Annotated in this window: 18 protein-coding genes and 1 tRNA gene; 7 read left to right on the top strand and 12 right to left on the bottom strand. The window is 34.8% G+C overall.

Going from position 1 to position 18,543, the window contains the following annotated elements:
• The first annotated feature begins 170 nt into the window (after positions 1-170).
• Complete coding sequence (gene matP / locus GTK47_RS15285; RefSeq protein ID WP_088493264.1) at positions 171-632, top strand: macrodomain Ter protein MatP; 462 nt, start codon at positions 171-173, stop codon at positions 630-632.
• Between the two features lie 200 nt (positions 633-832).
• Here the strand turns inward: matP and ompA are convergent, their stop codons facing one another.
• Both ompA and sulA read right to left on the bottom strand, forming a co-directional pair.
• Positions 833-1,924: a porin OmpA gene (gene ompA / locus GTK47_RS15280; RefSeq protein ID WP_165124723.1), complete on the bottom strand. Its 1,092-nt coding sequence runs from the start codon at positions 1,922-1,924 to the stop codon at positions 833-835.
• 347 nt (positions 1,925-2,271) lie between these two features.
• On the bottom strand, positions 2,272-2,823 hold the full coding sequence (sulA, locus tag GTK47_RS15275; protein WP_088493262.1) for an SOS-induced cell division inhibitor SulA: 552 nt from the start codon (positions 2,821-2,823) through the stop codon (positions 2,272-2,274).
• Positions 2,824-3,052: 229 nt separating this feature from the next.
• On the opposite strand from sulA, the gene GTK47_RS15270 reads away from it, so the two are divergent.
• Positions 3,053-3,661 carry a TfoX/Sxy family DNA transformation protein gene (locus GTK47_RS15270; protein WP_165124720.1) on the top strand — a complete coding sequence of 203 codons (609 nt, stop codon included), beginning with the start codon at positions 3,053-3,055 and terminating at the stop codon, positions 3,659-3,661.
• Positions 3,662-3,731: 70 nt separating this feature from the next.
• On the opposite strand, the gene yccS is transcribed toward GTK47_RS15270, so the two are convergent.
• Positions 3,732-5,900 carry a YccS family putative transporter gene (yccS, locus tag GTK47_RS15265; protein WP_165124717.1) on the bottom strand — a complete coding sequence of 723 codons (2,169 nt, stop codon included), beginning with the start codon at positions 5,898-5,900 and terminating at the stop codon, positions 3,732-3,734.
• Between the two features lie 114 nt (positions 5,901-6,014).
• On the opposite strand from yccS, the gene helD reads away from it, so the two are divergent.
• On the top strand, positions 6,015-8,066 hold the full coding sequence (gene helD, locus GTK47_RS15260) for a DNA helicase IV (protein ID WP_165124714.1): 2,052 nt from the start codon (positions 6,015-6,017) through the stop codon (positions 8,064-8,066).
• A gap of 1 nt (position 8,067) precedes the next feature.
• Here helD and GTK47_RS15255 read toward each other — a convergent pair whose 3' ends face one another.
• Positions 8,068-8,526, bottom strand: a complete 459-nt coding sequence (locus tag GTK47_RS15255) for a methylglyoxal synthase (protein ID WP_075673145.1) — start codon at positions 8,524-8,526, stop codon at positions 8,068-8,070.
• A 138-nt stretch (positions 8,527-8,664) separates the two neighbouring features.
• Here GTK47_RS15255 and GTK47_RS15250 point away from each other — a divergent pair, with 138 nt between their 5' ends.
• The gene (locus GTK47_RS15250) at positions 8,665-9,078 is read left to right on the top strand and encodes a CoA-binding protein (RefSeq protein WP_165124711.1); all 414 of its coding nucleotides are present in this window, start codon (positions 8,665-8,667) and stop codon (positions 9,076-9,078) included.
• Positions 9,079-9,156: 78 nt separating this feature from the next.
• Here the strand turns inward: GTK47_RS15250 and hspQ are convergent, their stop codons facing one another.
• Positions 9,157-9,477 (bottom strand): heat shock protein HspQ, encoded by a 321-nt coding sequence (gene hspQ, locus GTK47_RS15245; RefSeq protein ID WP_206535862.1) that lies wholly within the window; start codon positions 9,475-9,477, stop codon positions 9,157-9,159.
• A gap of 196 nt (positions 9,478-9,673) precedes the next feature.
• Here hspQ and GTK47_RS15240 point away from each other — a divergent pair, with 196 nt between their 5' ends.
• Positions 9,674-9,955 carry an acylphosphatase gene (locus GTK47_RS15240; RefSeq protein ID WP_098943690.1) on the top strand — a complete coding sequence of 94 codons (282 nt, stop codon included), beginning with the start codon at positions 9,674-9,676 and terminating at the stop codon, positions 9,953-9,955.
• A gap of 33 nt (positions 9,956-9,988) precedes the next feature.
• Here the strand turns inward: GTK47_RS15240 and tusE are convergent, their stop codons facing one another.
• Entirely contained in the window at positions 9,989-10,318 is a 330-nt protein-coding gene (tusE, locus tag GTK47_RS15235; RefSeq protein ID WP_023581360.1) for a sulfurtransferase TusE, read from the bottom strand.
• A gap of 182 nt (positions 10,319-10,500) precedes the next feature.
• Here tusE and GTK47_RS15230 point away from each other — a divergent pair.
• Positions 10,501-10,588, top strand: a tRNA-Ser gene (locus tag GTK47_RS15230).
• Between the two features lie 340 nt (positions 10,589-10,928).
• On the opposite strand, the gene GTK47_RS15225 is transcribed toward GTK47_RS15230, so the two are convergent.
• The 6 genes from GTK47_RS15225 to GTK47_RS15200 form a co-directional block, all read right to left on the bottom strand.
• Positions 10,929-11,372: a hypothetical protein gene (locus tag GTK47_RS15225; protein WP_165124708.1), complete on the bottom strand. Its 444-nt coding sequence runs from the start codon at positions 11,370-11,372 to the stop codon at positions 10,929-10,931.
• A gap of 274 nt (positions 11,373-11,646) precedes the next feature.
• Complete coding sequence (locus GTK47_RS15220; RefSeq protein WP_165124705.1) at positions 11,647-12,579, bottom strand: nucleoside hydrolase; 933 nt, start codon at positions 12,577-12,579, stop codon at positions 11,647-11,649.
• A gap of 80 nt (positions 12,580-12,659) precedes the next feature.
• Positions 12,660-13,721: a nucleoside transporter C-terminal domain-containing protein gene (locus GTK47_RS20695; protein WP_165126672.1), complete on the bottom strand. Its 1,062-nt coding sequence runs from the start codon at positions 13,719-13,721 to the stop codon at positions 12,660-12,662.
• A 35-nt stretch (positions 13,722-13,756) separates the two neighbouring features.
• Positions 13,757-14,967, bottom strand: a protein-coding gene (locus GTK47_RS15210) for an IS3 family transposase (protein WP_165121805.1) whose coding sequence is annotated in 2 segments (ribosomal slippage) — positions 13,757-14,625 and positions 14,625-14,967 — 1,212 coding nt in all. Because the reading frame shifts where the segments join, the coding sequence is not laid out codon by codon here.
• A gap of 230 nt (positions 14,968-15,197) precedes the next feature.
• Complete coding sequence (locus tag GTK47_RS15205) at positions 15,198-16,397, bottom strand: PfkB family carbohydrate kinase (RefSeq protein ID WP_165124702.1); 1,200 nt, start codon at positions 16,395-16,397, stop codon at positions 15,198-15,200.
• A gap of 299 nt (positions 16,398-16,696) precedes the next feature.
• The gene (locus GTK47_RS15200; RefSeq protein ID WP_165124699.1) at positions 16,697-16,891 is read right to left on the bottom strand and encodes a hypothetical protein; all 195 of its coding nucleotides are present in this window, start codon (positions 16,889-16,891) and stop codon (positions 16,697-16,699) included.
• A gap of 187 nt (positions 16,892-17,078) precedes the next feature.
• On the opposite strand from GTK47_RS15200, the gene GTK47_RS15195 reads away from it, so the two are divergent.
• Positions 17,079-18,488, top strand: a complete 1,410-nt coding sequence (locus tag GTK47_RS15195; protein ID WP_165124696.1) for a DKNYY domain-containing protein — start codon at positions 17,079-17,081, stop codon at positions 18,486-18,488.
• Positions 18,489-18,543: the final 55 nt, after the last annotated feature.

Raw genomic sequence — 18,543 nt, 5'->3', positions numbered from 1 at the left:
CATAACGTGCTCAGAAAACTATCCCTTATCAAGGCTTGTTATTAATTGATAAGCAAGATTATCTAAAATAACGTCGCCTATAAAATAGTCAAAAAATTTCGGTTCAGTGGCAGTATTTTTGTAAAATTGTTGATATGCTACTATATAGTTACGTTGTCACGGGGATTTGTATGAAATATCAACAATTAGAGAACCTAGAATGTGGCTGGAAATGGGCCTACCTAGTAAAAAAACACCGTGAAGGTGAATTAATTACCCGTTATATAGAAAAAAGTGCTGCTGATGAAGTTGTCGAACAATTGTTGCTTCTTGAATCGCAACCATTAAAAGTCTTAGAGTGGATAGATTTGCATATGAATCCTGATTTATCTAATCGGATGAAGCAAACTATTCGTGCTCGCAGAAAGCGTTATTTTAATGCTGAACATCAACATACGCGTAAAAAATCAATCGATTTAACGTTTAAAGTTTGGCAACGCTTATCTGCATTGTCACAACGAAGAGGGATCACATTATCAGAAACGATAGTGCAATTAATCGAAGACGCTGAGCGAAAAGAACAATATGCATTGAAAGTACATAGTTTAAAAGATGGGCTTATTGAATTATTAGAACGCGATAAAGAAAAATAAGTTACATTAATTTGGGCTAACCGACTTCAATAATTTGTTTTTATAGTTGTTTTTGTTCTCTGTTTTTATTGTTATATTTCATACCTGTTCGAAAACGTTTCTGTCTTTATGTTTCTACCTTAATTTTATCTCTATAAAGAAAAACCCTGCCAATGGCAGGGTTTTGAATTCATCAACAGTAGATTATTCTACTATATGAATTATTGACCAGGTTGAACAACAACTTCAGTTGTACCTTGGATTTCAATTTCAACACGACGGTCTGGCGCTAAGCAATCGATCAGAGCTGAACGAGCTTTAACGTTGTCACATGTGTTGCCAGTAACTGGATTTTCTTTACCACGACCTTCTGCAGAGATGCTGTTTGCAGGGATACCTTTAGAAACCAGGTAATCAACTACAGATTGAGCACGTTTTTCTGACAGAGGCAGGTTGTAGTTTTGTGAACCGATACGGTCAGTGTAACCAATAACTACTACACGACCTTGAGTTGGGTCGATGTTAGCCAGTTCAGTGTACAGGCCATTCAGAGCTTCTTGACCTTCAGCTTTCAGAGTAGATTTGTTGAAGTTAAACAGAACGTCTGAACGCAGAGTAAAGGTTTTGTTCTCAACAACTGGCGCTGGAGCTACAACTGGTGCTGGAGCTACAACTGGAGCTGGAGTTTCTTGGTTGAAGCGGTAAGCAACACCAACACTCAGCATGCCGTTGTCTGGACGCGCATTCAGAGTACCTTTATCACCAATGTTGTTGATCCACTGATATTCAATACGAGTAGCGATGTTTGGAGTGATCGCGTATTCAGTACCTAATGCGAATACTGGAGAAACACCAGTGTCGTTATTAGAGAAGTTCTTCTGAGTTGGAGCTGGAGAGGTAGCCGCAACTGTTGCAGAAGAATCTGCACGCCATACCATACCACCTAAACGTGTATAAACGTCTAAGTCTTCCATTACTGGATAGCTTAATTTAGTGGTTAATTGGATACCTTGAGCACGGAATGCACCGTTGTCATATGAACCTTTATAAGTCATACGACCTAACCAATCATAACCCAGTTCAAAACCTAAGTATTGGTTGTACTGATAACCAGCAAATGCACCTGCACCTAACTGATCACGGTGAGTGTTACCGTTACCGATAGAAGTTTCACCGAAATGGTTACTAGTACCTTGGTATTGAGACCAACCTAATTTACCACCGGTATACCAGGTATTGTCTTTTGGAGCTGCTTGCGCTGCAGTTGCGAAAGCTGCCACTGCCACTGCTAATGCGATAGCTGTCTTTTTCATTTTACGCCTCGTTATCATCCAAGTTAGGCATTTGGCTTTAAGCCTTATTATTTGCCCTTGGTTAAATTATTGTTAGGAATCCAATGCTTTCATCAAATGATGATCCCAAAAATGGGATTTAAAGCATAACCTTAACGACATAAAGTCTACAATGAACTTAAAAAGTTACAAGTAATCCTTTAAAATTCGACTTAAAATTTTAAAAAAATCCGCCTTATTCCACAATGGGGAAGATTCTGTATTTTTGTTAAATTTATTGTAACTATATGATTTAGGTTATAAATACATTTGACTTATCTTAAATGATATCAGGGTGTTTTGAGTATTAGGAAAACTCTTAAATTTCACTAATGGTAGTGAATTGAATGAATTTTTACGGAATTCAAATGTCGTTTAGATGCATTACTACTCTCTAAATGGATATTTGTATTAATTTGCTGTCGCATAATAAACCCGAGGGTTTTTCCTTTACTGGCAGCAGATTCTAATCGTTTCATCTCTTCTGACGATATTTCTGGTAACCAACCGAGTACTACACTGTAATTACCACTCACCAGTGCTTTTTCCATTAAATCAACAGTAGTTATCATATTTATATGATTTAATTGAATTATTTTGTTAAGCGGTAATCCTGCATTTTTTAACCAAGCACGATTTAGCTTTTGTTGTGGGTTTAACCACAATAACCAACGTGATTCATGGCTATACTGTTTTAATAGTGGTAAAAGGATGTGATTAATGACGAGCGGATTTTGGTAGAGAAGTTCACTCACCATACCTTGTTTATTATTACTATCGTAAGTCGCCACTGTTGAAGGGATAGATAGAGGTAATACCTCATTTGAGATCTCTTGGAGAATGGCGTTCTGTCTTGTCGGAGATGATGTTGAGAGTTTCATATTTACCTCGTTCTATATGCACTGTATGAATATACAGTATCTCTATATTTCGCTTAAATCAAGCTCATTTTTTTGAAAGTTCCTCTCAAATTTCATGTAAATCTCTATTTTTAAGTCGTTAACTATTGGCAATAAAAAGGAAATTCTTTATTGTCTTTCTTGTTCTGTCTTATGCATGTTTTTGAATTCAAAGATAAAAATTAATCTTAAAGTTTGTTTCGGAGTTTTAATGTTATTTTTACCTGAGCAAAGGAAGGCTCATTTGTTATCGCGTATTGCGCAATATGGAGACTTAACAACAAAGTCTCAATTTGGTGGTGTTAGCTTAATGATTGATGATGTTATGTTTGCTATCACATCTGATAATGAGTTTTATTTAAAAGGAAGTGGTTTTTTAGAAACTCTCTATAAGGCAACAAAAATGAGCTCCTATACCTATTTAAAAAAGGGAGTTCCTATCATATTGCGTTATTACCATATAACGGATTCACTATGGGAAAATCAGCAGAAATTAGATCAATATATTGATATGTCATATCACTACAGCATTCAAGAATATTTAGGACAACGAAAGAAGCCTTGCAGAATAAAAGACTTACCTAATCTAGGTGTGATATTAGAAAGAAGATTGAACCAAATTGGTATTAATCAAGTTGAAGAACTTCGTTTAATAGGCGCCAAAGCATGTTATCTAAAATTAATGCAAAGTCATAATTTGAGAAATAGTGAACTTTTGCTTTCATTGGCAGGCGCAATCGTTGGGTGCCATCGTTCAGTATTACCTAGTCAACTTAAAATGGAGTTATTAGATTGGTACAACGAATTGTCTTTTCAATAAGATAAAAGTAATGACCGTTATTTTCTCTAATGTGCTTATAGGAATTAGAGAAAATAACGTCAATAACAGATTAGACTTGGGGTTGAGGTAGGCTATTTGATTCGCTTTGCTCAATAATTTGGATACAACCAATAATTTGTGGCAGTAAATCTAAGAGTAATCGGATTTGAGTAAGTACTAATTGAATACGAGGATTATCTGCATTAGGTAATAGATTGATCCTTTCAATTAATTCTACATGAGATTGCTTAAACTCTTCATCTTGAGGCGTTTTTCGACGTAAAGCCGAATCGATATAACAAACAGTATCATTAAGCAAAGTGAGTACATTCTCATCTTCTATTTTTGAACGATGGACGCCAAGTGCAGAAATATAACTGAGTAAAGTATGATTTAAGCAAAGTAACTGAAAAGCTACTTCTTGGAAAGCTTGATAACTTTTTGGCTCTGATGACATATTGGAGATCAATGATGCTAACTCACCATCACTGCTATGGGCATTTCGACGAGCAATTCGATAATTTAAGCTGTTATCTTTTCCTTGGTAATACTGAATAAGGATGGCATCAAGGTAATAGCAGTTATTTGTCATTGTTTTTTGAATAACAACAGGCAATTGGCGGAATTTCCAATCAGGCCAAATAAAGCTGACAGCAAACCATGCTATGGCACAGCCAATTAAGGTATCGATAATACGGGGGAGAGCAACATCATAACCTTCACCCAGTAAATTGAAGCTTAATAAAACCAATAAAGTAATAAATAGTGTGGCATGTGCATATTGTATGGTTCTAAATGCGAAAAAGAGTGTACCTGTTATCACAATTAAAACTAACTGACCTTCGATTGAAGGAACAAAATATAAAATAGGGAAACCGATTAAAATACCAATAATAGTACCACTCACACGTAAGGTAAGACGCCGACGAGTGGCATTGTAGTTGGGTTGGCAAACAAATAGGCTGGTTAATAATATCCAATAGCCTCTATCCAATTGGAAAAATTGAATAATGGCATAACCAATACATAACACGAGTGACATCCTAACGGCATGTCTAAAAAGTGCCGATTTAGGCGTGAGATGCTCTTTTATTCTTAGCGCAATATCGCGCCACCCAGTTAAACCATCATCAGAAAGTTGCGTTTCTTCCTTTTGGTCATGGGATATTTGGTATTGCTCTGTACTAATACTTCGTAAAAGTGCATCAATACCTTGAAGATTTTGCAGTAAGTTATTTAAAGGTGTTATTAATTGAGGTTCAGAAGTCGTATTTTTTAAATGACCTAATGCATTCTCTAAATAATTTATAGCGCGTTCTAATGAAGGATTATGCTGATATTTTTTATGCCAAAGAATAGATTGTGCAACTTGTTCACAAGCCCGTGCCTGCATAGAAAGTAGACGTTGAAAACGAAATAACACATCGCTATGTCTCAATTCATTACTTAATAGTTGGTATTGAACATGCGATGAACTTGCCCGCTCATGAATATCTTGAGCAACAAAATAGTAATGAAGTGTGAAACGACTACTACGTTGACCCCTATCACCTTTTAATCGACTTAATAATGTAACTTTAGTTTGGTTCATCGTGTCAATTAGTTGGCTATTTGCCATTGCTAAATTATAAAGCGAATGTTGATAGTCATCTTCAATATCAGGATCAAATAATGTTGCTTTAGCTTCAAGGTAAGTTGCAAGTTGTTGGTAGCAGCGTGTTAAATTGTCCTGAACTGGACGAATTGGGAATAATAAGTGACCAACCAATGTTAAAGAGTTATACCAGATAGCTCCTAACAGTAATAAAACGGGTTGTTCATACCATTCAGGGAAAATAGGCATACCCAGCATAGTATAAATTGCGATTAATAAAGCACCAAAAGCAATAGTCGCGTAACGTTGCCCTAAAGCACCTAATAAAATAAATCCCCAAGTAGAAATGGCTAAACCACAAAAGAATAAAATAGGATATGGATAAAGCAGCCCTATTGATGCTGAAGCAAGAAGAAAACAGCATAAGGTGATAACGAGGTTTTTTAAACGACCAACAAGTCTATCATCTAAGTCAGTTAATGCGGCCGCTACCACTCCTAAAGTGAGGGGAATTGTATACTTAGGCTCTTGTCCTAAAATCCAAGGAAACAAAGTCGTTCCTGTAAGCGCGATTATTATGCGAATATAATATAAAAAGTGGCTATTATAGATAAATCGGCGGGCGCCATTTAGCAAAGTGAACACAAAAAGCCCTTAAATAAACAAGATGAAGATAATTACCTCTTAGAATATAGGGTTTATCACCGATTAAAAAGAGCTTAACAACAGACTATTTGTTATTTATTGCAGGAATTACGTATGGAACTGAAATCCACCCCGATGGGACAACGTTTAGCACAGCATCCTTATAATAGAGTCAAATTGTTAAATGCAGGTATTGAAGTCAGTGGTGAAAAACATCAGTATTTAATTCCTTTTAACGAATTGATTAATATTTTTTGTAAAAAAGGGATTGTGTGGGGGGAGTTAGAATTTTTATTGCCTGAAGATAAAGTTGTTCGATTACATGGAACAGACTGGGAAGAAACTCAGCAGTTTTATCGTTATCTTTATCAAACATGGCAAAATTGGAGCAAAGAAATGAGCGATATAAGTGCTCAGGTTCTTGAGAAACAACTCCATAATATTAATGAAATCACTCAATCAAATAGATGGATAAAACAGTTTAAATTGACTGAAATTCAACAATCTATCAAAGAAAGCTTTTCTGCTATTCCTCTTCCTCTTGAACGCCTTATTCAATTTGATAATTGCCAAGCACTTTACCAGCAATGTTTGGAATGGCTAAAGCAAGGCGAAACACTTATTAATAAAGAAAACTCTGCATGGGTAACTCAAATATTAAATGAGCATGCGGAATTTTTTAATACTATCGAATCATCACCATTAAATGAATCGCAATGTCATGCTGTAATTAATGGCGAAGAAAATATTCTTGTTCTTGCGGGGGCGGGAAGTGGTAAAACATCGGTATTAGTCGCGAGAGCAGGTTGGTTATTACGTCGTCAGTTAGCGCAACCCGATCAAATTTTATTACTTGCTTTTGGGCGTAAAGCCGCACAAGAAATGAATGAAAGACTTTCTAGCCGTTTAAATGCCGATATTATGGCAAAAACATTTCATGCACTGGCATTATCCATTATTCAACAAGCGACAAAAAAACAACCTAAAATTAGTGAGCTTGAAATAAACAGTGAAAAAAGAAGAGCCCTATTATTAGGTGAATGGCGAGAGCAGTGCCAACAGAAAAAAGCACAAGCAAAAGGGTGGCGAGAGTGGTTATCTCAAGAGTTAGAATGGGATATTCCTGACGGTGAGTTTTGGAATGATAAAAAATTAGAAAACCAAGTTGCTGTAAGATTAGAGCGTTGGGTTGGTTTATTAAGAATGCAAGGTGGTAGCCAAAAGTCTCTGATCGAAAGTGTGCAGCCTGAATATACAGAAGCCTTTAAAAAGTATTTAAAATTATTATCACCATTATTAAAAGCTTGGAAAACGGCATTAAAAGAAGAAGATGCAATCGATTTTTCTGGTTTATTACATCAAGCTATTAACCTGATTGAAAAAGGGCGTTTTATTAGCCCGTGGAAACATATTCTTGTTGATGAATTCCAAGATATTTCACCCTTAAGAGCTTCATTATTAACTGCATTAAAACAACAAAATAAACAAACATCTCTATTTGCAGTAGGCGATGATTGGCAAGCCATTTATCGGTTTAGTGGCGCAGAATTATTATTAACGACTTCTTTCCATCACTCCTTTGGTGAAGGTGCTGAATGTGCACTAGATACGACTTATCGTTTTAATGACACGATAGGAAATGTTGCCAATACGTTTATTCAACAAAACCCAACTCAATTATCTAAACCTTTAAATAGTTTAGTGAAAGGTAATAAAAAGTCAGTTGTGCTGTTATCTGACGATCAACTTGAAAATTTACTAAATAAAATGAGTGGCTATGTAGAAGAAAATGAAACTATCCTTTTACTCGCACGTTATCACTATTTAAAACCAGAATTATTAAAAAAAGCAAAAACACGCTGGCCCAAATTAGATCTACAATTTATGACTTTTCATGCTTCTAAGGGGCAACAAGCGGATTACGTTATTATTTTAGGTTTACAAGAAGGTAAAGATGGTTTTCCCGCACCAGCGAGAGAATCGATTATCGAATTGGCTTTGCTGCCTAGTGTTGAAGATTATCCTAATGCAGAAGAACGACGCTTAATGTATGTCGCTTTGACAAGAGCAAAAAAACAAGTATGGCTATTATTTAATAAACAACAGCCATCTTGTTTTGTTTCAGAGCTAAAATCTCAAGGTGTTCCTATACAGCGAAAACCTTAGATTATTTTAATCTCTCTTTTAAATAACCTTCGTAATCTGGAATTTTAATTGTAGATTCTTGTGAAAAGAGAGGTGATGAAATTAAAAAGTTCGCAGTTGCACGATTTGTTGCAACTGGGATGTTCCAGACTGTAGCTAAGCGTAGAAGAGCTTTAACATCTGGATCGTGTGGAACGGCATTTAATGGATCCCAAAAGAAAATCATAATATCAATTTTCTTTTCAGCGATCATTGCACCTATTTGTTGGTCGCCGCCCATTGGGCCACTTAGCATTTGAGTAACAGTAAGGCCAGTGTGGTGATTAATTAAATTACCGGTAGTGCCTGTTGCAAATAACTTGTGTAGAGACAGTTGTTCACGATTATTTTCAACCCATTCCAGTAATGAGCTTTTACAGTGATCATGGGCAACAAGCGCGATATTTTTTTCTTTTAAGAGCGTGCGGTCAATTTGTTCCATTTGATACCTTTAAAAAATAAATATAGTAATTGTTCCAGTTTTCAAAATACCTTTTTTTTATCTTATAAGCTATGAACAGATCAAGATACTATGATGTATCATAATATTTTCAATCTTCATGATGAACGGAGTAGATAAATGGTGGATTCAGACATTTATGACATTTTAAGAAGCGTTAAGACCATTGCGCTTGTTGGTGCGAGTAATAAAGAAGATCGCCCAAGCTATAAAGTCATGAAATTCCTATTAGAACAAGGATATGATGTTATTCCTGTTAATCCAGGTATGTCAGGGCAAACTTTATTGGGACAACAATGTTATGCCTCATTAAAAGATATTCCTGTTGCTGTTGATATGGTTGATGTTTTCCGTCAATCTGACGTTGCATTAGAAATCACACAAGAAGCAATTGAAATTAATGCTAAAGTATTATGGTTGCAGATTGGTGTTATCAATGAAGACGCTAAAGATTTAGCTGAAGATGCTGGGTTACGTGTGGTAATGGATCGTTGCCCTAAAAAAGAAATTGAAGCACATGGCCTTCCTTGGTAATACACCAAAATAAAATCGCCGAAAACAAATCGGCGATTATCATTTCATTCAGATCACTGCTTATGTAGATTAATTGGGTTAATTTCTTAATCGTGGTGCCTGTAATTGGCTACGAATTGACTGTGATAACTCATCCAATGAGTCATTATCTAAGTGTTCATCTGAAACTTCATAAGTTATCTGCACTTCAGCAAGATAAGTATGAACGGGTTGTCCTTCATCATCTTCCATCACAACATGGTACCAAGGTGCTGCTCGCAAGGTCACATTAGATGCAATATCATCCTCATTAGGTTGATCAAGGGAATATTCAGCATCCACATCGACAACAACGCCTAAGTAGCCGAGTAACTTATGTCTAACTTGCTGTCCTATCCCAAACTTGCTGGCGGTCATCATAGTATCACCTCCATATAGCCTTGCTTATTGGTTATATATATGAGGGCATAAAGTGAAATTTCAAGGGTTTCAAAAAATATAATCCTTTGCTTTCATTATGAATAAAGAACCTCACAAAATCAGATTATCTATTGTATAAAGAAAAGACAATAACCTAGACAGAATTTTTATTTGAAGAATACTATTAGAAGGGCATATGAAAATCGGTAGAGAATATATTATTCAAGGGCGAGTTCAAGGTGTTGGTTTTCGTTTTTTCACTTATCAATGGATGAAAAAACAACCAATAACAGGATATGTTTGGAATCGTGATGATGGTAGCGTGGGAGTAAAGGCTTTTGCGAAAGAAAATGCGTTAAAAGAATTTGAGGATTGGTTAGAAGCTGGTGGCCCAAGAAGTGCCAAGATTACATTTTGGTCAGCAACATCTTGCGAATATGAAAAAATGGCAGATTTTTCAATCCACCATTATGAGTGATATTGTTAATATTATCTTTATCGAAAGATAATATTAAATACATTTAACGGGTTTTGGTAAACCAGCCAGTTTTGTTGCTTGCTTTGCAGGGCCTTTAGGAAACAAACGATAAAGATAACGGCTATTTCCTTTCTCATCGCCATATTTTTGTGCAAGTGCTTTTACTAGCATACGAATAGCAGGGGAGGTATTAAATTCTAAATAAAACTGGCGAACAAAACGAATAATCTCCCAATGTTGTTCTGTAAGCTCAATTTCCTCTAGCTCAGCTAATGTTGGAACCATATCTTCATTCCACTCATTGCTATTTTTTAAATAACCGTGACTATCTGTCTCGATTTCTTTTCCGTTAAATACAAACATGTGCGTAGCAACCAATCAAAAATAATACCGCTAATTTAGCAAAAATAAGGAAAATACCCAAGTAGAACCCATAAATCGTTGATAAATTAAACCATTGACTTGTAATACGTTTAATTTTACGGCAAACAGTACAATAAGGGCTTTACAACATAAGCTTAGGTGTTTATATTGCTCCCCATTGCGGAGGGGTGGCCGAGCGGCTGAAGGCAGCGGTCTTGAAAACCGCCGATGGGAAACCATCCGAGAGTTCGAATCTCTCCTCCTCCGCCATCTCAACATCTCCTAGCGTCTCCTGAAGTCTCTTAATCCCAGTAAAATCAAGCAATCCAATCAAATTATTGTCTCCTGAAGTCTCTTAACGTCTCTTGAAAGCTCCATTTTTTTGGGCAAATGGGGGAACATTATCCCCCCTGAATATTTAGCACCCCAAATATGAAACTAATAATTAAGTAAATAGATAATAATAAGTGATAAGACAAAGGATAATGTAAAACAACAATTATCTGATTGAATTCACACCAATAAAAAAATATATAAGGTGTTGTCGTATAATAACTTGCATATTTTATCGTTCTTTATATGCCACACTGTGGCAAAATCGACACTAATATTATTTTTCATTATTTTGAGATTGAAGATAATCAGTAAGAAATGCTTGTGCATTACCCTCATGGGATATCCCTTCAGAGTAATTTACTGATAGAGGCTGAGGTTCTTCTGGGATATAAAGGTTACCACAGCATTTATTCTCAATAATTAGAGCAACAAATTTATTTCCATTAATATTTATTGAGTATCGAGTATCTTTACTTGTTTTTTCAACCTGCATCTTCTGAATTTTTAAATTCCAGTCATGGTCAATACCTTCGAGCTGCACTAATGCTTCATTAGCATTACGATCACCAATACGTAGGGTCCAAACAATCACTCCTTGTTGACCTTTATAGGCAATGACATTATCTGCCACATCAGGGCGTTGTTTTGCGTGTGCGCTCCCTATTATGCAGGTAAATATTATAACGATTAAAGCCATTAACTTTTTATAACTAGCCATGTTTATTTATCCTAATACATTGTTATATAAAAAATTATGTAAATACAAATATTTCATTAATATGATATTAATCATCATAATAGATTTGTTTATTTTTAAATAGTGTACAGGATTATTATTAGGATATTTCTTGTTTTTTCTTGTCAGGATATTATCAATTATTGAGAGAAAGAATAATATTAATTTTCAAATAAAAATAAGCTCCAAAAGTAATATAATAAAGTTTGATACAGAGAAGTTATACTTCTCTGTATTGTTTTCTATTTGTTCCAGTTTACAAAGATAAAATTCGTTCAGATATCAGCGACATTAATTTCTCAGATTGAACATCGGTGATTATCATTGTGTTCATACGACATTCATTTGAATTACTATTGTTTTTAGGGGGCATTGAATCATCATGGATTGTTGCAAAACTTAAACCAACGAGTTTGCGTGATTCGTATTCAATATCAATATGGCCATTTATACCAGTGAAAATATCTGGGCGGATTAAATAACCGATTACACAAGGATCATGTAAAAAAGGATCAAATGCGGCATATCCACGAGACATTTTTGCTGCTGTTCTAGCAATAACGTTACCTTGGTCTAACGATTGACATAAACCTGCTCTAATATCAGCCTTATGGGTAACATCTAGCCCCAGCATAGTAATGTGTTCCGCGGTATCGAAGACGATATGTGCCGCGTGTGGATCGACATAAAAATTAAATTCGGCTGCTGGTGTTATATTCCCATTGCGAAATGCAGCTCCTCCCATTAAAACGATATCTTTCACATTATCCTTAAGCCTTGGTTCTTTTAGCATTGCCATGGCGATATTGGTCAGTGGTGCTGTCGGGCAAAGGGTAATTTCTTTAGGGTTAGACATCACTGTATCAATAATGAAATCCACTGCATGTATGTCGGGATAAGTGTAATTGGATCTCGGTAACGCTACACCCGCAAGACCGTTATTACCGTGCACTTGCGTTTTACTCCCTCGACGCGCTATCAAAGGGCGTTCACACCCTCTGGCTAAAGGGATATCGGGGCGAGACACAAACGAAAGAATGTTGCGGGCATTCTCATGGACTTTATCAAGTTCAACATTTCCTGCGACGGTTGTAATTCCCATAACTTTAATTTCAGGTGATGCCAATGCGAGTAAAATTGCAATAGCATCATCTACACCAGGATCACAATCTATAATAATTTTAGTCATATAATCTCTCCTTTAATAATTACCATAATAAATTGAATAATAATGATATAAATAGAAATAGAGTGCTTGTGGAATAAATATTAACTAACAAAAATACCGACCATAGTTGCAGATAAACAACTGACTAACGTTGAACCGACGATCAATCGAAAGCTGTTTGCCGCTATCATTTTTCCATGTTCTTTACTGATACTGGCGACGCAGGCGATGATCATTCCTACAGAACCAAAATTTGCGAATGAGATAAGAAAGACCGATATAATGGCTTCCGTTCTTGGGCTCAGATCTTCTAATTTTATATAATCAATCATGGCAACAAATTCATTAGTTAAAATCTTGGTCGCAATAATTTGCCCAAATTGAATGCTGTCTTGCCAAGTAACGCCAAGTACAAAAGCGATAGGAGAGAAAAGGTATCCAAGAAGGCCTTGGAAACTTATTCCTATGAGGCGTAAAAAAATATCATTCAACATGCTAATTAGAGCAATAAAGCCAAGAAGCATTGGAACTATCGCTAGAATTAATTTAAAACCATCGAGCATATGTTCTGTTAGTACTTCAAAAAAACTGTGGTGTTCATCTTTTGGGCCAGAGAAATTGCTTGATATCTCAATCGGATCGTTAGGATTAATAATAGAAACAATAACGAAAGTACTGAAAAAGTTTAGACACACACCAATAAAGACAAACTGAGGTGATAACATTTGAGTATAAGCACCCAGTATTGCGATATCGACAGTTGATAATGAACATGCAGCTATTGTATACATTTGTGGTTTTGTTAAATTGGGTATGTATTCTTTAATTGATACATACACAGCCATCATACCCACAACGACAGCACTAACCGCTGAAAAAGATTCAAGTTTACCAACTTTTGCAACTTTATTAATAAGGTATCCGATGGTTAGAATAATCAGCCGGAGAATGCCAAAATATTTTAATATCCCAATAATTGAGCAAATAAACACTAAAGGCATTAGTGCAACAATAACAAACACAATAGGTGTTTTATTGCTTATATCTCCAAAAACAAAATCAATTCCTTTATTTGCATGATGTACTAAATACTCTATACCAATATTCGTTGTATTAAGAATCGAAATACCAATAGATGTATGTAAAAGTATAAAAGCAACGATGGCCTCTGACTAGTCCTGATATAGGTTGACAGCTTTCAGGCATAAAACGCTCGATGTACTTCATCGGGCGTTTTATAGTTTAACGATAAGTGTGGTCGTTTTTCATTATAGAGTTGAATTGATTCTTCTACTAATTTTCTCGCTTGTTCCAAATTACTCGGTTTTATCAGTAGATACTCCATTTTTAATATTCCATTAATTCGTTCCGCTAAGGCATTTTGATAACAATCATACCCATCAGTCATAGAGCATTGAATATTATGCTCTTTATGTATCTCCTGATATTCCGAAGAACAATACTGTATCCCTCGATCTGAATGATGGATTAACGAAGTTGTCGAAGTCCGTTTTTTTAACGCCTGAACCAACGATTTCTTCACTGAACTTGTTTTCATATTGTCATCTAAATGATATCCCACGATTTTTCGTGAATATGCATCCGTAATTAAACTCAAATAAGTATCACCTTCATGCGTCGATAAATAGGTAATATCTGCCACCCAAAGCTGTTCTGGTTGTGTGGGGATAAACCCTGACTTAATTAAATTTGGATGCCGATGAAAACGATGATGGCTTAAGGTTGTTCGATGATAAGCCCGTTTATTAGGCACCAGTAACTGATGTTCTTTCAATAAAGAAAATAGTCGATCACGACCAATAACCATCTGTTTTTGCTTTAAAATAAAATGTAATTTACGCCCACCCAGTCGAGGTTGTAAGACTCGTTCAGATTTAACAACGTCAATAATGGCTGAATCGGCTTTCTTTCGTTCCTCAATTCTATCCAGTCTCTTGTAATAAGCCTGTCGGCTGATCTGCATAAAACGACAAGCAATTGTTACGGTGAGGTTTTTAACCGTTTTTTCTTTAATAACTCGGCTTTGCGCTTTTTTGACAAACGAACTCCAAAGTCTCTATCCATGACTTTAACCACAGCTTCGAAAAAATCGGATTTAAGCCGAGCTTCTTCAAGTTCCTTTTCAAGGATCTTAATGCGTTGTTCCGGCGTTTGTTGTTCAGAAGATTGGGTCATAGCTGAACCTCTATAAAAAGTATCAGGGGTACCGTTTGACCAATCTAACCTACCATGCTTACGAAGCCAAACTAAAACAGTAGAGCATCCTTGTATACCATAGTGATCTTGAGCTTGTTTATAGGTTAATTCGCCTTTTTCAACTTGGTCAACAAGCTGTAATTTAAAAGCGAGAGAATAATCGCGTTGAGTTCGTTTAGTGATTGGTTTCATTACACTCTCCAATTTCAGATTGGAAAAGTGTCAACCTTATTTAGGATGGGTCACTCTAATAATAAAAGAATAATAATAGGAAGGATCTTTCTTTTTATTTTACTAGCATTAAAGCTAATAGAAGATGCCACTATAAATATTAAGAGAAGGCTAATGACAAAAATTAAATACTTCATAACGACCTCGATTAATATAACTAAAGAACGGGGTGAGTTATTTATATACTTTCTTTACATACACTCTTTTTTAAGTCTGGCTGCAACACTAGTACGAGATGGCATTGAAGATGCACCTTTCTTCTCAACGGCTAATGATGCATAAGCGATAGAAAATTTAATGGCTTCATCTATATTTTTGCCTTCAATCAAATTTGCAGCTAAGGAGCCTGTGAAGGCATCACCAGCGCCGCTTGTATCAACAACAGAAGCACTCATTGCTTTGTAATGTTTCATTGTGGTGCCATTGAAATAAAGTGCACCACTGTCACCAAGCGTCATTACTATTTCTTTAACACCTAAGTTGTATATTGCTTTTATGGCTTCTTGTGCAGAAATAACGCTATCGATTTTAATATTTGATATCAATTCTGCTTCTGTTCCATTAGGAATTAATAAATCAACATAGGGTAAATGTGAAATAATTTGATCAGAGTAGGGGGCTGGATTCAGAATAACGTAACACCCAGACTTTTTTGCTATTTCAATGGCAAATTTGGTTGCTTCTATATTATTTTCTAATTGAGTAAGAAAAATTTTTGCCGATTGTAGGTTATTAATATCGGAAAGAATTTCTGCCTTAGTAATCGTTGCATTAGCACCTAGATCAATAACAATGCTATTATTTCCAGAGGAATTCTCAACCATAACAAGGGCATTTCCCGTTTTGGCATTGGGATCCTTGATTAATGTGTATGAGCCTATTTTTGTCGTGCTAAAATATGTTTCTGCAGTTACACCAAATGAATCATCACCTACCTTAACGAAAAAATGCACATTATCATTTAACTCTGATGCTGCAGCCGCTTGGTTTGCCCCCTTGCCGCCAGGAAAAAAATTTGTGGATATTGCTTTGATTGTTTCTCCTACAAAAGGAAATCGCTCCACTTCAGTGACAACATCTAAATTAAAAGATCCCAAGATATATAATGCACATTTATCAACATCCTTTCTGTCCCTCTTTTGTTTTTGACTATCAATATGAATAACTTTAGTTTCATCAATAGTTCGATTTATTATGGGTTCAAGCTCAATTTTTTGTAATTTTACACCTCCATGAAATTTAGTGGCTATTCCTAAAAGTTGTAATTCATCTATATATCTTCTAACGGTTCTTTCTGATACATGAAGCAGAACACTGAGTTCTTTTACATAGATGGAATTATCTTTAACTAATTTTTTTCTAATAAATGCAATGCTGTTCTTTTTTTTCATATCATCCTCACTTGTTAAAAAAATATTACATTTTGTTAAGATGATAGTGTTTAATTAAGTTTATTCTGCTTATATAATCACGTTTTTTGCTCATAATTGGACAATTATCTGTCCGTTTGTAAAAATTTTAAGAAAAACATGTGATGATGGGTAATGGGAGACTTAATGTTAGATTGGGATAAAAATAAAATCATTGATGGTTGTCTGTCTATTTTTTATTTTTAATAGTGGGATATTTTAAGAATATTCATAATTTATTATTCTTAAAATATCCCTCCGCAGGTAACCATAAATTTAAATCACAGTACTTGGCTTAAAAAAAACAAAATAAGACTAATATCCACGATAATGAGTAATACACCAATAAGTACTCTTATAAAAAGGCATGAAAGCGTGGTTGGTGGAGCTTTAGGAAATAATGCAGAAAAACTCCAATATGCTAATGCTGCAATTAAAAATATAGCAAAAATCATATAGCTAATAAAAAGCATCATACTTAAATTCCTTTCTTGTTAAATGTTATATATTTAATTATTTAATCTAAAAATGATTGTTTATCAGTACATTACCATAGTATTATAAATTTAATTTACTATTGATATTTATTAAGTCATGTTAGCATAAATGCAATATTAAAATTTATCGTTATTATCTGAATCTGAAGAGACTTTATATCATTTTATGAAGATATCTAAAATTATTGTCATGATTAGTATTGGTATTATTCTGACATCGATTGTATTTTTGTCAGGCTTAATACTCTCTTTTTATAAAGTATCAGGAAGTGATATTGATAATGGTAAAAAAATTGGAAACAGTATTTTTACGCTTTATAACGATAAAATTTATGCTACTGTACCTAGTAATGGAGAGTATGCCATTGTATCAGCGGATCCTAGTAGTTTCAGAACCCTATCAAAAAAATTTAATTACCGAGAACGTCAATTTGCGATAGATAAGAATAATAGTTACTGCGGTAACCGTATTATTCCTGATCTTGATCCTAATAAAGTAGATGCATTAGGACACAGCTATTTTTCAGATGGTAAACACACCCTTTATTGTGCGCCTTTTACGTTACAAAATGTCGAATTATCTAGCCTTAAGGAATTATATCAAACATGGTTATATGGTTGGTCATTTGGCGAAAAGCCTCAGACGTTTTACTATCCAATAAGAACGCTTCCTTTATCAAAAACACCTTATTACCCCATACTTGATGCCGATTTAATCAGCAATGGAGAGCAAGTTTTTTATGAAGGAAACTTGATGACTGATGCATCCATTGAACAGTTAAAAGCAATTAACATATTGTATAACGATGGATCTTTAAGAAAAAGCCATCTTTATCATCATGATAAACTTAATGTTTATTATAAACAGTACAAGCTAGGTATAAATAATAGCCCTGATTTATATAGTTTCTATATTGGTAATTTATATCAAAATGCTTACTTATTTGAGCCTAATACAGGGCAAATATCGATGAACAACATCGATTTTCCCTTAGACAATGCACCTTATAAAGTAATAAGTCATCATGGTGGGCATGTTTATCATGGCTTATTTTTGTCTAATCAAGGTGTTTATTTCTACGATACTCAACAAAAGAAAATCCGTAGAGCTGGAGATAATCCGTTCTTAAAAGGCCATTGGAAAGAGATAGCACCGTTAGTTTTTTCTTATAATAGTAAAACTTATTTTTTACAAACATCAGAAAATTGGGGAGGAAATAAATCACCAGGATTAATTTCTCGTAGTACACACCTTTATCTTCTAGATGAAAATACGGTTGGTGAGTGGAAAAAGCTAGGAGATGTTACTTATCATCGTTATGGTGAAGTGTGGCAAAAAGGGAATAGCTATTATTATTTTGATAAGTTAGGAACAACCCAAGGAATTTATCAAACAATATACAGAATCGTTAATATGAGCACTTTAAATCATCTCCTTAATGATGAATTAAGGATTGATGAAATGAGAAAAATAACACGGGATAAAGAACAACTACAGCCTGCTGGTGGTATTAAAATATTAACGGCAAAGACGCAGTATAGAAAAACACTGACTCATTTATTTGATAATGAGTAGAAATATTTAATGAGATTAATTTATTTTTATTAATAGTGATAATAAAAAAGCACTT

The organism is Proteus sp. ZN5, assembly GCF_011046025.1.
GTDB lineage: Bacteria > Pseudomonadota > Gammaproteobacteria > Enterobacterales > Enterobacteriaceae > Proteus.
The sequence above is the reverse complement of the archived record's forward strand: the minus strand, read 5'-3'. Positions and strand labels throughout refer to the sequence as shown.

What these genes read in the sequence shown, in the direction of transcription:
- helD (WP_165124714.1), top strand. Translation starts at nt 6,015, where the DNA reads ATGGAACTGAAATCCACCCCGATGGGACAACGTTTAGCACAGCATCCT.
- GTK47_RS15250 (WP_165124711.1), top strand. Translation starts at nt 8,665, where the DNA reads ATGGTGGATTCAGACATTTATGACATTTTAAGAAGCGTTAAGACCATT.
- GTK47_RS15205 (WP_165124702.1), bottom strand. Translation starts at nt 16,397, where the DNA reads ATGAAAAAAAAGAACAGCATTGCATTTATTAGAAAAAAATTAGTTAAA.
- GTK47_RS15195 (WP_165124696.1), top strand. Translation starts at nt 17,079, where the DNA reads ATGAAGATATCTAAAATTATTGTCATGATTAGTATTGGTATTATTCTG.
- GTK47_RS15200 (WP_165124699.1), bottom strand. Translation starts at nt 16,891, where the DNA reads ATGATGCTTTTTATTAGCTATATGATTTTTGCTATATTTTTAATTGCA.
- GTK47_RS15240 (WP_098943690.1), top strand. Translation starts at nt 9,674, where the DNA reads ATGAAAATCGGTAGAGAATATATTATTCAAGGGCGAGTTCAAGGTGTT.
- tusE (WP_023581360.1), bottom strand. Translation starts at nt 10,318, where the DNA reads ATGTTTGTATTTAACGGAAAAGAAATCGAGACAGATAGTCACGGTTAT.
- GTK47_RS15270 (WP_165124720.1), top strand. Translation starts at nt 3,053, where the DNA reads ATGTTATTTTTACCTGAGCAAAGGAAGGCTCATTTGTTATCGCGTATT.
- matP (WP_088493264.1), top strand. Translation starts at nt 171, where the DNA reads ATGAAATATCAACAATTAGAGAACCTAGAATGTGGCTGGAAATGGGCC.
- ompA (WP_165124723.1), bottom strand. Translation starts at nt 1,924, where the DNA reads ATGAAAAAGACAGCTATCGCATTAGCAGTGGCAGTGGCAGCTTTCGCA.
- sulA (WP_088493262.1), bottom strand. Translation starts at nt 2,823, where the DNA reads ATGAAACTCTCAACATCATCTCCGACAAGACAGAACGCCATTCTCCAA.
- GTK47_RS15255 (WP_075673145.1), bottom strand. Translation starts at nt 8,526, where the DNA reads ATGGAACAAATTGACCGCACGCTCTTAAAAGAAAAAAATATCGCGCTT.
- hspQ (WP_206535862.1), bottom strand. Translation starts at nt 9,477, where the DNA reads ATGATGACCGCCAGCAAGTTTGGGATAGGACAGCAAGTTAGACATAAG.
- GTK47_RS15225 (WP_165124708.1), bottom strand. Translation starts at nt 11,372, where the DNA reads ATGGCTAGTTATAAAAAGTTAATGGCTTTAATCGTTATAATATTTACC.
- GTK47_RS15220 (WP_165124705.1), bottom strand. Translation starts at nt 12,579, where the DNA reads ATGACTAAAATTATTATAGATTGTGATCCTGGTGTAGATGATGCTATT.